The sequence below is a fragment of the Georhizobium profundi genome (assembly GCF_003952725.1).
Taxonomy (GTDB): domain Bacteria; phylum Pseudomonadota; class Alphaproteobacteria; order Rhizobiales; family Rhizobiaceae; genus Georhizobium; species Georhizobium profundi.
The window spans coordinates 3,752,673-3,766,866 of sequence record NZ_CP032509.1; the positions used below are offsets into that span (position 1 = coordinate 3,752,673).

The 14,194-nt window shown below is 61.8% G+C and carries 12 protein-coding genes; 7 read left to right on the plus strand and 5 right to left on the minus strand.

Features of this window, described 5'->3' with window-relative positions:
• Nucleotides 1-32 precede the first annotated feature (32 nt).
• On the minus strand, nucleotides 33-1,703 hold the full coding sequence (locus D5400_RS18120; protein WP_164527945.1) for a CYTH and CHAD domain-containing protein: 1,671 nt from the start codon (nucleotides 1,701-1,703) through the stop codon (nucleotides 33-35).
• Nucleotides 1,704-1,816: 113 nt separating this feature from the next.
• Between D5400_RS18120 and D5400_RS18125 the strand changes: the two genes are divergently transcribed.
• Nucleotides 1,817-2,341 carry a SixA phosphatase family protein gene (locus D5400_RS18125; protein ID WP_245451577.1) on the plus strand — a complete coding sequence of 175 codons (525 nt, stop codon included), beginning with the start codon at nucleotides 1,817-1,819 and terminating at the stop codon, nucleotides 2,339-2,341.
• A gap of 91 nt (nucleotides 2,342-2,432) precedes the next feature.
• On the opposite strand, the gene D5400_RS18130 is transcribed toward D5400_RS18125, so the two are convergent.
• Together D5400_RS18130 and D5400_RS21750 are read right to left on the minus strand one after the other, a co-directional pair.
• Nucleotides 2,433-3,098, minus strand: coding sequence for a hypothetical protein (locus D5400_RS18130; RefSeq protein ID WP_126011399.1), 666 nt, complete (start codon nucleotides 3,096-3,098; stop codon nucleotides 2,433-2,435).
• Between the two features lie 90 nt (nucleotides 3,099-3,188).
• Nucleotides 3,189-6,656, minus strand: a complete 3,468-nt coding sequence (locus tag D5400_RS21750) for a S8 family serine peptidase (RefSeq protein WP_126011401.1) — start codon at nucleotides 6,654-6,656, stop codon at nucleotides 3,189-3,191.
• Nucleotides 6,657-6,969: 313 nt separating this feature from the next.
• On the opposite strand from D5400_RS21750, the gene D5400_RS18140 reads away from it, so the two are divergent.
• On the plus strand, nucleotides 6,970-8,283 hold the full coding sequence (locus tag D5400_RS18140; protein WP_126011403.1) for a helix-turn-helix domain-containing protein: 1,314 nt from the start codon (nucleotides 6,970-6,972) through the stop codon (nucleotides 8,281-8,283).
• Between the two features lie 88 nt (nucleotides 8,284-8,371).
• On the opposite strand, the gene D5400_RS18145 is transcribed toward D5400_RS18140, so the two are convergent.
• On the minus strand, nucleotides 8,372-9,367 hold the full coding sequence (locus D5400_RS18145) for a L,D-transpeptidase family protein (RefSeq protein ID WP_126011405.1): 996 nt from the start codon (nucleotides 9,365-9,367) through the stop codon (nucleotides 8,372-8,374).
• A gap of 370 nt (nucleotides 9,368-9,737) precedes the next feature.
• Between D5400_RS18145 and D5400_RS18150 the strand changes: the two genes are divergently transcribed.
• From D5400_RS18150 to D5400_RS18160, 3 genes are read left to right on the plus strand one after another with little or no spacing between them, the layout of a single operon-like run.
• Entirely contained in the window at nucleotides 9,738-10,502 is a 765-nt protein-coding gene (locus D5400_RS18150) for an amino acid ABC transporter substrate-binding protein (RefSeq protein WP_126011407.1), read from the plus strand.
• A gap of 7 nt (nucleotides 10,503-10,509) precedes the next feature.
• Nucleotides 10,510-11,184 (plus strand): amino acid ABC transporter permease, encoded by a 675-nt coding sequence (locus tag D5400_RS18155; RefSeq protein ID WP_126011409.1) that lies wholly within the window; start codon nucleotides 10,510-10,512, stop codon nucleotides 11,182-11,184.
• On the plus strand, nucleotides 11,181-11,912 hold the full coding sequence (locus tag D5400_RS18160) for an amino acid ABC transporter ATP-binding protein (RefSeq protein WP_126011411.1): 732 nt from the start codon (nucleotides 11,181-11,183) through the stop codon (nucleotides 11,910-11,912). Before D5400_RS18155 ends, D5400_RS18160 begins: the two co-directional genes overlap by 4 nt.
• A 43-nt stretch (nucleotides 11,913-11,955) precedes the next feature.
• Here the strand turns inward: D5400_RS18160 and D5400_RS18165 are convergent, their stop codons facing one another.
• Complete coding sequence (locus D5400_RS18165; RefSeq protein ID WP_164527948.1) at nucleotides 11,956-13,110, minus strand: helix-turn-helix transcriptional regulator; 1,155 nt, start codon at nucleotides 13,108-13,110, stop codon at nucleotides 11,956-11,958.
• 116 nt (nucleotides 13,111-13,226) lie between these two features.
• Between D5400_RS18165 and D5400_RS18170 the strand changes: the two genes are divergently transcribed.
• Both D5400_RS18170 and D5400_RS18175 read left to right on the plus strand, forming a co-directional pair.
• The gene (locus tag D5400_RS18170; RefSeq protein ID WP_126011415.1) at nucleotides 13,227-13,505 is read left to right on the plus strand and encodes a hypothetical protein; all 279 of its coding nucleotides are present in this window, start codon (nucleotides 13,227-13,229) and stop codon (nucleotides 13,503-13,505) included.
• Between the two features lie 147 nt (nucleotides 13,506-13,652).
• On the plus strand, nucleotides 13,653-14,099 hold the full coding sequence (locus D5400_RS18175; RefSeq protein WP_126011417.1) for a hypothetical protein: 447 nt from the start codon (nucleotides 13,653-13,655) through the stop codon (nucleotides 14,097-14,099).
• Nucleotides 14,100-14,194 lie beyond the last annotated feature (95 nt).

Genomic DNA, 14,194 nt, shown 5'->3' on the forward strand with positions numbered 1-14,194 from the left:
CAGCCGCGCCCGCAGTGCCGCGTTCGAAGTGATCAGTTGCTCGCCTTGAAGCGGCGCCAGGCTTTCAGCAGGCCCTCATCGTCATCGGCGAGAAGAGCAGCGTTGCGCCCAAGCACGAAACCGGCGGCGAGATGGGCCTTGGCAGAGGGCTCGGTTTCTAAGACGGTGTGGATCAAACGATTCATCACGACGCGATCATTGTGCTCACCAAGCGCCGTCTGCAGGTTTGCCAGCGCCTTCGCGAATTTCTTGCGCTTCGATGAACCCTTCAGCAGCGGCTGGAAGAACTGATAGGCATAGCGCAGCTTCTTGATAGCAATGCGTACCTGATGGCGGGCATCGGGAGAAAGCTTGCGAAAGCCGCGCCCCTTTTTCAAGGCCTTGTCGCGCAGAGCCTGCACCGTCCTGTTGCCGAAATCTTCAGCCGAACCGTTCAAGACGTCGATGGCATCGTGTCGTGCTTCAGAGAGCCATCCCCGCCTCTCGATCCACAGGCCGAGGTTGAGAATGAAGTGAGTGGTGCGCTTGTCGTCAAGCGCTGCCACGACATCGCGATGGGCTTTTCGTCTCAACTCTTCCGCCGCGTCTGAAACATCGGCGGCGCCGTCACTGTCTACACCCGCACCGCTCATCCTAGGCCAGGTTTCGGTCACGAAGACATCGAGATCGCGCGCCTTCCCCAACCGGGACATGAGCGCTTTCGCTTCCGCTCGCAGCATCTCGAAGGTGGGTCCATCGACGAGCCGGCGCATCAAGGAAAGCAGCGAGCGAAGCCGGCGCAGCGCGACCCGATATTGGTGAAGTCCTTCCGGATCTCGACCGTCGCGCGCAGCCGGCGCATTGCGGAGCATGTCGCCGAAGGCACTCTGCAGCATGATCGCAAACGCATTGTCGAGGCTGACAGACTTCGGGAACTCGACAGGCTGCCCCTTGCTGAAGGAGGGCGGCTGATGCATGGCGACCTCGAAGCCTCGCGCCGATTTCGCATGAATGCTTACATGCGCGGCGTGTTCGGCAGCCAATTCAAGCGCGGCGAGATAGATCGCCTCGGGACTTCCGCTCTTCAGCTCAAGCTCGATTTCGGCAATCGGCAAACGCTTGCGCCCAACGACGATGGCACCCTCATCGACTGACACCTCGATAATTCCCGTCGCCGTCTCCAGTTCGAGCGTTCGCCGCCGTACGTCGGTACGAACCATCGGCCTCAGCTCTTTGGACCGCAGCCGCTCGGCGAGCTCGGCGGGAAGATTTGCAGGAAGAAGGTTGACCAACTCTGTGGACCGGGCTCCATTTTCCCGTTTGGCGGGGGTCTCGGGCAGACTGACTTCCCACTCCCCGCGCATGAGGGCGTGACTGCCACCGTTTTTGTCAGACTTGACCGTCAGTATCCGCCCGCTCTCAGCCGTGCGTATCCGAAAGGTGATGCCGGATTTGATCAGAGAGAAGTCATCTTGATCGAAGTAAACGGAGGAGAGTTCTCGATCAGTTGTCGCACGCGCCGCCTTCTGCCAGATCGGCGAGGCGAGCATCGCATGAAGCGTTTGCTCGTCTGTCATGAGCTTGAGTTCAAGCTCCGCGTCGGCGGCCGCTCCGGGATGCAGTTTGTCAATGACCGGTCGCGAGCCTGCATCCCGCGCAACTGCCGCCTCGCCTTCGTGGGACGCAAAGGAGCCGGATGCACCCTGTCCAACAGCCTGCGACATGCAATGTCTCCTATCAACGACGCCCAAAGTCGTGCACCATGCAAGGCAGACGGTCTTCGAAGGACTTTTGCCAACCATACCCCAACCGAAAAGGTCTCGACATGCGCCGTTTGATGCTTTTGCGTCACGGAAAATCCGACTGGCCGGCCGGGGTCCCGGACGAAAGGCGCCCGCTTGCCGAGCGTGGACGGAGCGCAAGCAAAACCATGGCGCAGCATATGATCGATTGCGGCCTGTTGCCCGATCATGTGCTCGTGTCGCCGGCCGTCCGCACCCTGCAGACCTGGGAGATCGTGGGCACAAAACTTGCGACCGCAACTGTAGTTCCCGAAGCGGACATGCGACCCGCGATCTACGATGCGGATGCCGCACAGGTGCTTGCAGAGGTGCGAACTGTTCCCGACGACAAGCATTCGGTGCTTTTGGTGGGCCATAATCCCGGCCTTGAAGACCTGACCCGTCTTTTATGCCATGGAGGGGACGCCCTTGCATTGAGCCGCATCAAGGTCAAATTTCCGACGGCTGCACTCGCCGTGATCGACCTCGGCTCGTCGCACTGGTCCGAGGTTGGAGAGGGTTCCGGCCAGCTCGCTCGTTTCGATACGCCGCGTTCCATAACCGACGCCGCGAAAAGCTAGCTGCCCTTAGAGCTGGTCGCCAAGCAACAGTCCAACGAGATGGTCGCCGCCGATCATCATGGCAGCGACCGTCCATGTCTCACGGCCGCTGTTACGAGCCGAACACTTCGGCGCAGCGCGAGAAGCTGGCGCCGACACCCTGCGTATCGCGCTGGACGCCGATCGAAGTGATCGTGTTGTTGGCGTCAGCCGTGATCGACAGCTCGCAGAGGAGCTGACGCGTCTGTCCCTGTGGGCGCGCGGCCGGCTGGGTGCCGAGAGCTGCGCCAGCAAGACGGCTGGGGTCCAAGCCGACATTGACGCCGGAAGAGCGCGTTTGCGATTCCGTCACGCGGGTACCGTCGGCGCGGGTGTATTCCTGCGTCGAGGTACGGCTGCGGCTGTCGGCGAAGATCGTCTGCGACGTCGCCTGCTGGCCGAACGGTGCCGTGCCGAAGGGTTGACCAAAGGCCGGCTGAGCAAACGCAGGTTGGCCGAATGCAGGTTGGCCGAACGCGGGCTGTCCAAAGCCTGGCAGTGGCGGAGGCGGTGGCGGCGGTGCGACGGACACGGTGCGCTCGCCGCCACGCCAGCTGTACATGCGTCCACCATCCTGTCGCTGATAGGTGGAGAATGGCGCGCCGTGACGGGCGAAGAAATCGTCGGCCGGTGTGCCGACATAGGATGAACTGATCGAGTTCTGCGCATCCGCCGTGGTCTGGCAGCCGGCGATGGCGAGAAGCGCGGGGATCATCAGCGCCGCAAGAGCTTGCTTCATGGTCTTCATGTTTCCTGGAGTTGCGGGATCTATCCCGGTCCGCCGCAGTCGCGACATGACCGGGAAGCAAGATCGTTGGTCGTTTCGCCGCTACCAGCGCGCGATCAGGTTGAACCGCGCCCCATGGGAGGCGAAGTCAGAGCGCACTTCCGTTTCGTAGGCGGCCGAAAGAGAAACCTTGTCCGAAACGGCCGCTTCGACCCCGAACGAGCCGACAAAGGCGTGGCGACCGATATCGGCACCAGCGGCTTCGAAGGATGCACCGAGGATGGAGGCAGTCCCGGAGGCATCGACCCGATCGAAGTCGAAGCGATAGGCAAGCCGCGCTTGCGGCTCGAGCGTCACCGAGCCGAGCTCGAAGCTGTGAGACAGCGCGATCCCTGCCGTGGCGAAGGTCTGGTCGTAGGTCTTGCCGGCGATGTCGAGCGCAAATGCGCCCGCCTCACTGAAGCCACGGCGATCCAGTGCCCGGTAGCCGATGGCGGCAAAGGGCTCCACCGTGCCGATGTCGAACGTGTAGGGCTTCGATACGGCAAGGTCTGCGAAGCCACCGAAGCCCCGGTAGGAACTTTCGGCGACACCCAGGATGCCGACGCGGCGCGTGTCGCCCGACGCATAGGACAGACCGGCCGCGCCTGAAACGATGACGCCCGACCAATCGTAGGAGCCATAGACGCCGCCCTGCACCACATCAATCTCGGCGGTGCCCGTCCAATCGTCGAGGCTGCTGGTGGAATAGGCACCGGCAAAGCCGATCGACGCCTGATTGCCGAACAGTGCATCGGGCGAACCTTCGATGCCGAGGGCGAAGCCTCTGAAATCAGCGTCGTAGCCTTCGCCGTTGCCGGAGACCTGCACGCCACCGAGGAACGGCGTCGCCCAGACGGTGCCGGTAGCAGCGCCTTCTGCGGTCAAGCCGGTGTGACGGGTGGCCAGTACATCCGAAAAACGTCCGATGGAACTCAGGCTTTCCTGTGCGACATCGACATGGATGGTTCCCGCGGCGCCGGACAAGGCGATCGGAACGGCATTGGCGCCGAGGCGGTAGAGCGGGTCGAAGATCGCAGCCGCTTCGGCGCTCGGGCGCGTGCCGGCCGCCGGACGGATGGCTTGCAGTGCGGCCCCGACGGAACGTGCAGCAGTCTGGTTGCCTGCGGCACCGGCCGCAAGCGCAGTGCCGTAATCCGACGGCGTTGCCACGAGCGACAACGTTTGCTGGCCGTAGAGCACATCGAACCGCGAGCCCTCAGGCAGTCCATCGGTCGGTTGGGTCAGGCTGGCAAAGGACCCGGCAACAACGCCATTCGGTGTTTCCACGAACCTGAAGATCTCGCCGAGCTCGGGGACGAAGCTGTTTGTCGCCGGGCCGGCGATGCCGCGCAGTTGTGGTGCCAGCGTGCCGGCGGCAGTGAAAGCATCGAATGCGCCGAGTGCAATGATGCGATCGAAGTTCGCCACACCATTGCCGGTGCCGGCTCCATCGATCTCGATCGCCGTCGTGGCGCTGTCGAGAAGGCCCACGGTGCCCGAGACTGTCAGCGTGCCTGGCGAACTGCCGGGCGCGAGCGTGCCCGCCACCCCGACATCGCCTTGGATAAAGCCTGAACCGCCGAGCAATGCGCCGGGGCCGACAAAAAGACGCGGAGCCGCAAAGCGCCCATCGACCTGAAGCCCACCGTCGATGATGGCCGCTTCCTGAGCGAACGAAATAGTTGTGTCCGTGGCGGTCGTCAGCAGGCCCTGCCCCGTCTTGAGGAGGGCTCCGTCGGAGGCAAAGCTGAAGCGCCAGAGATGGGTATCATCGACATTCGCCTGATAGATTTCGGAGGAATCGCCAGTCAAGCCGATCGGTCCCTGCAACGCCTGGTCGAGCCGCAGAAGGCCGTGGCCGAAGATCTCGTCGATGCCGGGAGCACCGAGATCTTCCGCGGTCTGGAACATGATCTCGACGATCCGTCCCGGCGTGAAGCCCGGATAGGCTTCCACCAGCACCGCCATCGCACCAGCGACATGCGGAGCGGCCATCGACGTTCCTGTCTTGAACCCATAGGGCGGAGCGTCTCCATTCGGAAATGCGGGATTGGTGTCTGCAATGTTCTCCGGAATGGTCGAAAAGATCGAACGCTCTGTCGGATTACCGTCTGCATCTTCGACGAAATCGCCACCCGGCGCGGCGATGCACCAGCGCGCAGTCACGCCGCAGCGGTTCGAGAACATCGAGATCTGCTTCTCTGCACCGACGGCGACGACGGTCACGATGCGGCCATAGGCTTCACCGGTCTCGGCTTCCAAGGCAGCCAGCCGGTCTGGTTGCAGATGCGAGTAATCGAAGCCCTGTCCGCCATCGGTAAACACCGGTGCGCCGGCTGAGTTGGTGACATCCGCATTTTCAGGCGAGATGAAGGGCGTGAGGCCGAGACCGTCGGGGCTTTCCGACATGACCGGCGCGGTGTCGAAGCCATTTCCGGCCGCGGCGACCCAAATTTTTCCGGACATGACATAGCGATCGAGCGCATCGAAATTGACGCGATCGAACTCGACATTCGCCGTCACGGCGTCGCGCTCGGGAATAGGCCCAAAGGAGCCGTTGGAGATCCGGACGTCCGCCTGTGACGTCAGATAATCGAGCGCAGCCGCGACATATTCTTCGTCTGCCACCTTCGGGGCACAATCATTGCCATTCGAATTGATGAGGGTGGGACCACAAAATTGGATTTGAAACAGTGGCGCAGGACCGATGAAACCCGGGGCGGGTATCGTCGCGACCGAGAGAATGTTGGCGCCCGGCGCAACACCCACCATGCCTCTCCCGTCGCGGGCAGCCGCGATGATGCCCGCGACATGGGTGCCATGGCCATTGATGTCCTCAAAGCCGTTCGCACCCGCCTGGTCGAAGAGCCGCTCGAGCGCGGCCTGCGGATCGCGCTCGATGTCTTCCATCGTCACCGTCGGATCAATCCAATAGAGGTAGCTGATCGAGCGCGGATCGATCCGGTCTTCGAATTCCGGGTGGGCAGAGCCGTCCAGGCGTCGCGCGATGCCGGAATCGACAACACCGACAGTTACACCTTTACCCGTGAGGCCCAGGCGGTCTGCCGCATCGGCGCCCGACATCAGCCAGCCGAAATTGGCTTCCTCTTCGCTAAGCTCGGAGATCGGAACCGCTGGGTCCGCGCCGGGCGGGAGTGCGGTGCCGGCTGAGGCCGCAGCCATCGCAAGACCAACGTCTCTTGCCTTGCCGATCGTTTCGCGGGCCAGCGTCGAATTTGCGACTGCAGCCGATTCGATGAGCGCCGCATGCTCGGGCGTCAACCGCACATTTTCGATGATGGACGCGATGACGGAGCGCTGGCCGTAACGCGATGCCAACGCCATTGCCTCTGCCAAACGCTCGGAAAGCTCCGCCTGCTCCGATGTCTGCGCCTCGATAGGCGTCTGCTCAGCCGCGCCGACATGTGCGGGAGCGAGCGTCAGAGCCGATACGCCGGCGAGAAGCATGCCTGCGAGAGCGGTGGTACGGGTGCCGGACCGGCTTATGGAAGATCCGAAGAAATGCATGCGCTTGGGTGCCAACCTGAAGAGAACTGCGATGATGGTGCGATGGACGCCACATCGACCACGTTCCCATAGCGGTGCCGTCCAGAACCATTGTCGTTCCGGATCGCCGCTCAGAAAGCCCCCAATGCTTCCGCCCGCGATTGTTCTAGCAATCTCAATCTTGAAACCGTTAGCGGCGACGTTTCAAAAATCATCCCGTTTCTTATCCCTGCGTCTCAGCCGTGCAGGCTGACCGCGTCTCAAAGAAGACGCCAACAGGGTAGCGCTGGTCTCAGAACCCGTCCTGCGGACGCACAGACCCGATGGTCACCGAATGATCGTGGATGAGGTCGAGATAGGAGGAGAGGTGCGGCATCCGCTCATCTGGCAAGGGCTCGGTTGCGGCCATCATCAGCACCAGCGTGAAGAGGAGCCCCACGCAAGCGGTTGCGAGCGCGGACTGCGCGCTCGCCGATTCAATCTTTGGCTGCGCCCGTTTTTGGCGAAGCGGCTCGACTTGCATGATGGCCCCCCAGACCCGTACCGCAAATCTACCGTCGCTGCCGAAGAAGCCGTTAGTCGGCGCGTCTCAGGCTCTTCACCCAAAATTGACTGGCCGTTCCAATCTCAGTGGGTATGCGCTAACTCAACCGAAAATGATCCATTCGCCAAAGAGGAGACAACTTTGACGAACCTTGCACCGACGCAGCGGCTTCACTCCAAGGATACCAATTTCTGGAGCCATCGCGTTGGGGTGATGTTCGAAACGGAGTTCGATCCTGAAGCCCCCTTTTCGATCAACGTGCAGAGCACGCAGCTCGGCCGGATGATCATCAGTGAAATGCGCACGTCCACGTTTCACTTCGCCCGAAGCGCCCGCAAGATGCGCTCGGACATGCTCGACCATGTGATGATCCGGCTCGATGCGACGCCGCAGGGACATCGGTTGAATGTCGTCGACTTCGGTCAGACGCTTGAGGATTTCGAGGAAATTTCGCCCCGCAATGTGTCGCTGATCATGCCGCGGGAAGTCATGAGCGAGGCCGTGCGCGATCCGGGTCGATTGCACGGCGTTCTGGTGCCGGATGCGGGGGTGCAGCTCCTGAGCGGCTTTCTCGACATGCTGCCGACCTACGCGCCGACCTTGCGTCTCGATCAGTCGACCGGCGTTGCAACCACCCTGACGGACCTGATTGCGGCGACGCTGTGCGAAGCACCATCGAGCAGGGACCGGGGCCGGGAAGCGATCGCGATTGCCACGCGCCAGCGCGCGCAGGATTACATTCGGCGCACCATTACCGATCCTGCCCTGGGACCTGCGAAGATCGCCCATCACTGCGGAGTTTCACGCTCGACGCTCTACCGGCTGTTCGAGCCGCTTGGCGGCGTCTCCCACTATGTGCAGGAGACCAGACTGCACCACACTTATCGGCTGCTGTGCAACCGCGAGGAGCGGCGCCGGATCGGCGACATAGCCGATGAGGCAGGCTTCAGCAGCGACGCACATTTCTCCCGCGCGTTCCGCCGCAAGTTCGGCATGAGCCCGCGTGACGTGCGCGCCGCCGTACACGAACAGGACGACCTGCCGCCGGCCTACCGCATCGATAAGCGAAGCCAGCCCTTCGGCGCCTGGCTGCATGCGCTGTAACAACGAGCCGGTGAGACTGGCACGCGTGGCTTGACCTGATCGCTTCCGTCAGCGGCGCTCGTTCTTCGCGATCATCACCGTCTCACTCTTACGGCCGGTGCGGGTCGACCAGGGCGGCATCCGGGCGGCTGACGGGAACACGGGTGCGGGAGGACATCTTCGACAGGCGGTCGGCACCGCGCTTTTCGAGGAGTGACCGAAAGGTCGGATGCATGCCGCCATCCGCATAGGCATGCACGGGCGCGAGGGTCTCGGCGCTGATCGCCTTCTCGTATGCCACGGCTTCCGTTGCGCGCAGAGCGGCGACGAGCGGATTTTCGGATTGCTCGGCGACCGGACATGCTGCCAAAGGATCGAGCGAAGCAGCATCGGCAAACATCATGTCAAAGACATAGCGCCTTCCACAGGCAGATACCTGGGGCTGTCGGCGTGTCGCCTCGAAGATGTCGTAGCCTTCCTTCAAATTGTTCCAGAACGGCATGTTCGCATTGCCCCGGTGTCGGGCCATGTTGCGCGCGTTCATCCGGAACGGCAGAGACTGCACCTGAACGCTCTGCTGGCCGGACCCGAGAGCGTCCCTCACCACGGCATAGATTTCCTCGACGCCCTCGTCGGTCATCGCAAAGCAGCCCGCAGACGAACATGCGCCATGCACCATCAGCGAAGCGCCCGTGTAGCCGAGCGCGCTTTCGAGCCGGTTGGGATAACCGAGATTGAACGAGAGATGGTATTGCGACTGCGGGTTCAGCATCGCCGCGGTCACATGATAGAACCCCTCGGGCGCCTGACGATCGCCGGAGGTCGTCTTCGGGCCGAGGTTGCCAGACCAGCGGCACATGGGATAGGTTTTCAGATGAGCGAATTCGCCTGTCCGATCCTGTTTCCAGATCTCTAGTTCGCTCTCTTCCTTGAAAATCCGGATGAGAACCGGGGACGCAGGCGACATGCCTTTCTCGCTCATCTGGGCGACCAGCGTTGCGGGGATCGGCACGTTTCCGCGGTCGGCGAACTCGTCCATCACCGAAACGCAACCGGACAGACACATCGCCAGCACGGCAACGACTGCAGTGAGGCGAAGTGACATGCAGCATTCCTCGATTTGTTCGCGGCTTCCGTACAAACGACGAGGCTAGCCACCGCGCATTAAGAGGCGATTAACGATAAGCCCCTCGACCCCGGGCAGACGGCATAACGTTCATATCCCAGACGCCGCGGGCCGGCCAAATCACACCTCAAGACAGTAGATGTTTGAAGGCACCAAGCTGAGGAGAGGAGGCCGGCAAAAGGGCGGATAGGCCGGTCAAGCAAAAGCGAACTCCATTCCTTTGCGATATTGGTTGGACTTACCCGGTCGTGCCATTGTTTCGTCTGCGATCGGCAGCCATATCCTCAATCAAGCGTTCATAATTCTGCTGGTGATCTTTCGAGGATCGCCGTTGATAGGAGACAGTTCCATGTTGCTCAAGGCAATGCTCGCCGCGGCCGCCGTGGCCACCTTTACAGTTCCCTCCTACGCGCAGGAGAGCGCGGAGCCGATCACTGTTGGCATGTCGGGCGGCTATTTTCCCTTCACCTTCGTTCGGCAGGATGAACTGCAGGGCTTCGAGGTGGACCTCATGAACGCGATCGGAGAAGAACTGGGACGCGAGATTCAGTTCGAGACCATGTCGTTTTCCGGTCTTATCGGCGCGCTGCAGGCCGGCCGCATCGACACGGTCGCCAACCAGATCACGATCACGCCGGAACGCGAGGCGACCTTCATCTTCAGCGAGCCTTATGTTTATGACGGCGCGCAGATCGTGACGCGCGAGGGCAACGAGGATACCATCTCGGGCCCGGAGGATCTCAGCGGCAAGTCCGTGGCCGTCAATCTCGGCTCCAATTTCGAGGCCCTGCTGCGCGAATTGCCCAATGCCGACGAGATCGATATCCGCACCTATGAAAGCAATATCGAGCAGGACACGGCGCTCGGCCGCGTCGACGCCTTCGTGATGGACCGCGTTTCCTCGACCCAGGTGATCAAGGAGAGCCCGCTGCCGCTGGCGCTTGCCGGAACGCCCTTCAGCGAGATCCGCAATGCCTATCCCTTCCGCGACGACGAGGAAGGGCGCGCGCTCAGGGACGATGTCAACGCGGCTCTCGACACCCTGCGCGAAAATGGCACGCTGACGGAAATCTCGCAGAAGTGGTTCGACGCCGATATCACCAAGCCGGAGTAAGTGAGGAATGCGGGCGCTCGATCTGGAGTACATGCTTGGTCTTGTGCCCGTCATCCTCGGCTATGTGCCGCTGACGCTCGCCATGGCGAGCGTTTCCATGGTGCTGGCGCTGATCATCGCGTCGCTTCTGGCCGTCGAGCGGGTCGTGCGCATTCCTGTGCTCGACCGGCTGGTCGTCCTCTTCATCAGCTTCTTCCGAGGGACGCCGCTGCTGGTGCAGCTGTTTCTGTTTTATTACGGGCTCCCGCAGGTCTTTTCCGTCCTGACGCAGATCAACGGTGTGACTGCGGCGATCATGGGCCTGACGCTGCATTTCTCTGCCTACATGGCCGAAAGCATCCGTGCTGCGATCGTCGGCGTCGACCGAAGCCAATGGGAAGCGAGCCAGGCTGTCGGCATGACGCAAATCCAGATGATGCGTCGCATCATCCTGCCGCAAGCGGCACGCGTCGCCGCCCCGACGCTCGTCAATTACTTCATAGACATGATCAAGGGGACGTCGCTCGCCTTCACGCTCGGCGTTACGGAGATGATGGGAGCGACCCAGAAGGAAGCGGCCGGAAGCTTCCTCTATTTCGAAGCGTTCGTCGTCGTCGCAATCCTGTACTGGATCATCGTCGAGGCACTGTCCTTCGTCCAGCGCCTGCTTGAGGAACGGCTGAACAGGGCCTATGCGCGATGATCCGACTTGAAGGACTGACCAAGCGTTTCGGCAACAATACCGTGCTTGACGGCATCGATCTGCAGATCGAGGCCGGCGAGCGGATCGTCGTCATCGGGCCCTCCGGCACGGGCAAGTCGACGCTGCTGCGGTGCATCAACTTCCTCGACCGTCCCGACGCTGGAATCATCGGGATCGGCGACCTGACCGTCGACGCAGCGCGGGCGACCCGCAAAGACATCTTGGCGCTCAGGCGCCGTACCGCCTTTGTCTTCCAGAACTATTCGCTCTTTGCCAACAAGACTGCGCGGGAGAACATCACGGAGGCGCTCGTCACGGTCCACGGTCAATCGCGCGTGGATGCGGAAGCACGCGCCGACACGATCCTCAGTGAAACCGGGCTTTTGGAAAAGGCCGGATCCTATCCGGCGGCGCTTTCAGGCGGCCAGCAGCAGCGCGTCGGCATCGGCCGGGCGATGGCGCTGAACGCGGACCTGATGCTGTTCGATGAGCCCACCTCCGCGCTCGACCCTGAATGGGTGGGCGAAGTCCTCGACCTCATGCGCCGCGTCGCCGAGAGCCGGCAAACCATGTTGATCGTTACCCACGAGATGCAGTTTGCCCGGGAAATCGCCCATCGCGTGATCTTCATGGAAGGTGGGCGCATCGTCGAACAGGGACCGCCGGAAGCGATCTTCGATGATCCGCAGGATCAGCGCACCCGCGATTTTCTGCGCAGGGTCACTTGAGCCTGGATCGATGGTCGGCGCATCGACAGCTTTCGGCGACGCCTCATTTCCAACGATCGCCGCTCGCTTGGGCAGCGGCGAGCGCCTGAGACGCGTGATCCAATGCCCACTCACGATGCGGTATTCCGAGAAGCAGTGACACGAGCTTGGACTGTCGATTGACGCCGGTCTTGCGATAGATGCTCTTCAAATGGGTCCGCACGGTCTCTTGCCCGATACCGAGAGCCGCGGCGATGTCGCCCACCTTCTCCCCGCCAACCACGCGTTGCGCGATGCGCCCTTCCGCTGGGGTAAGATCGAACAGGCCGCAGATGACGCGCGCGTCCGGCGGTCCGACCTGCCCTACGGCTGTCGCGATCAGAATTGCGGTGGCAGGCCCGAAGATGTCACGTGCATCGCGCCGAACGGGCAGAAGCTGCAAGACGAGGACCGGTTCTCCGAAATCGGCCGCGATCGGTATGGACTGGACGACCGGTGCGTCTTGATGCTTTAGCCCAAGGAGCGCCGCCTGAAGCAGATCTTTCGCTGCGGCGTCCTTCACTATCAGATAGTCGCGCGCACCCACCCGGAGGCGCGGCGCAAACTTCTCCATGTCGGCGTTCATCGACAGGACCTTGCCTGACAAGGTGAGGACGGCAGCCGCCAGTCCGACGGTCGACAGGGTCTGGGTAATGTTCTGTGCCTGACTGAAGGCCAAGCGCGTTGCCAAGAAGGATGCACGGGCAAGGTCGGGCTTGAGCGCATCCATCCGATCGGCATCCGTGGCAGCGAAAGGCCCGTCTGCCGTGCGTCGAAGAATGCTGGTCACCAGCATTGCACCCGACGGCTCCGCGATGGCGCAGCCCATCTCCCATCCCAGCCCGATCGGCTCCAGCAATTCGATCCGAATCGGGTCTCGTGCCAGTTCCTCATCGGTCAGAAGGTCGATGTCCCGCATGAAGGTTCCCGGCGCTCGGGTGAGGGCGCGCGCGGGCCGAATATTGCGAAGCCGGAGATCACTTGCACCATACCGTTCCATCTGTTCGGCGATCGCCGCGCTCGACACCCAGCGCGCCATCCCGTCCGGTGAAATGCAGATGATTGCCGTAGAGAAAGCACCGATACCCGCGCTGATGCGTTCGCATACGCCTGGCCAGAGTTCAGGGATGACGGCGGCTTCATAGAGCCGATCTACCAGCGGGCCTTCCCACTTAGACATTGCGAACGATCTCCTCACCCGAACGGGTGAAGACGACATTACCGCACCCATGCTTACTGCAGCGTAAGCGCAAGGCGCGCGGTCGACCAACGTTCCATCGTATTCTGGGGGAAAAGATGTTTGTGAGACTATCCATTCTGGGAGCGCTTGGCTGTTTAGCCGGGCTGATTTCTGCGAACGAACAAGCAGAGGCGCAGGAGTGCCAGGTTACCCTGGAGGAAAGCCATCAGTTCTATAACGGATGCCCCTACACCGTCTTCGTCACCTACGAGGCCATCTGTCAGGACCACACTTTCCGGGAATTGGGGAAAGGTCCGATCCAGCCCGGCAACTATTCCGATGCCGTGGTCGGCGGGCGGTTCTGCTCCTACAACTGGGGTTGGCGCGCATACTGAGCTGGAGATATCGAAGCAGTCGTGCGGCAGCCTCAAGCCTCAGCAGGGTCGAATGCCGAGAGCGTCGCCAGGCAGCACAAAAACCGCATATCTCTCGCTGACCCAAACTGGAGCTGGATCGTGCGCTTCATCTCTTTCATCTGCACCTTGTTCTTCGTCGCACCGGCCCTTGCCTTCCCTGCCGTCGGCGACAAGGTCGTGTTCGACGGCACGTACACCAGCCCCGACGGTTTGGTGGTCGTTTTCACACAGACCATGGAAATTGTTGCCTTCGATGCCAGCACCGAGATCTTCACCTTCTCGAACACCTTCGTTTCATCCGGTAAGCCGATACAAAACACGGTAACAACCCCGGCCAGCGAAATGGTGAGCGACGTCAAAGTCCGTGAGGTGCTCGGTGGCTGTGAAGCGGCGGGCGGGACGATCGAGGACATTCGCGTGCCAGCCGGAACGTTCAGGACATGTCGCTCGTCGAAACAGGATGGAGGCACGGTATGGACGGCAGACGTTCCCTTTGGCCTCGTCAAACAGATCTACTTCGATGGCGAGGACCGCGTTGAAGTCGAATTGCGCGGCTTGCACGCAGGCCAATAGGTTTTGGCGGGGCCCACAGACCTTGTGAAAGCCACCACTGAAGCGTGGGAGCAACGGCTTCCGGGTTGACGCTAAAAGCGAGGCTGCCGCATGTC

Bases quoted from the DNA above. Each gene is read 5' to 3' on its own strand.
- D5400_RS18120 (WP_164527945.1), bottom strand. From the start codon at position 1,703: ATGTCGCAGGCTGTTGGACAGGGTGCATCCGGCTCCTTTGCGTCCCAC.
- D5400_RS18125 (WP_245451577.1), top strand. From the start codon at position 1,817: ATGCTTTTGCGTCACGGAAAATCCGACTGGCCGGCCGGGGTCCCGGAC.
- D5400_RS18130 (WP_126011399.1), bottom strand. From the start codon at position 3,098: ATGAAGCAAGCTCTTGCGGCGCTGATGATCCCCGCGCTTCTCGCCATC.
- D5400_RS21750 (WP_126011401.1), bottom strand. From the start codon at position 6,656: ATGCATTTCTTCGGATCTTCCATAAGCCGGTCCGGCACCCGTACCACC.
- D5400_RS18140 (WP_126011403.1), top strand. From the start codon at position 6,970: ATGATCGTGGATGAGGTCGAGATAGGAGGAGAGGTGCGGCATCCGCTC.
- D5400_RS18145 (WP_126011405.1), bottom strand. From the start codon at position 9,367: ATGTCACTTCGCCTCACTGCAGTCGTTGCCGTGCTGGCGATGTGTCTG.
- D5400_RS18150 (WP_126011407.1), top strand. From the start codon at position 9,738: ATGTTGCTCAAGGCAATGCTCGCCGCGGCCGCCGTGGCCACCTTTACA.
- D5400_RS18155 (WP_126011409.1), top strand. From the start codon at position 10,510: ATGCGGGCGCTCGATCTGGAGTACATGCTTGGTCTTGTGCCCGTCATC.
- D5400_RS18160 (WP_126011411.1), top strand. From the start codon at position 11,181: ATGATCCGACTTGAAGGACTGACCAAGCGTTTCGGCAACAATACCGTG.
- D5400_RS18165 (WP_164527948.1), bottom strand. From the start codon at position 13,110: ATGTCTAAGTGGGAAGGCCCGCTGGTAGATCGGCTCTATGAAGCCGCC.
- D5400_RS18170 (WP_126011415.1), top strand. From the start codon at position 13,227: ATGTTTGTGAGACTATCCATTCTGGGAGCGCTTGGCTGTTTAGCCGGG.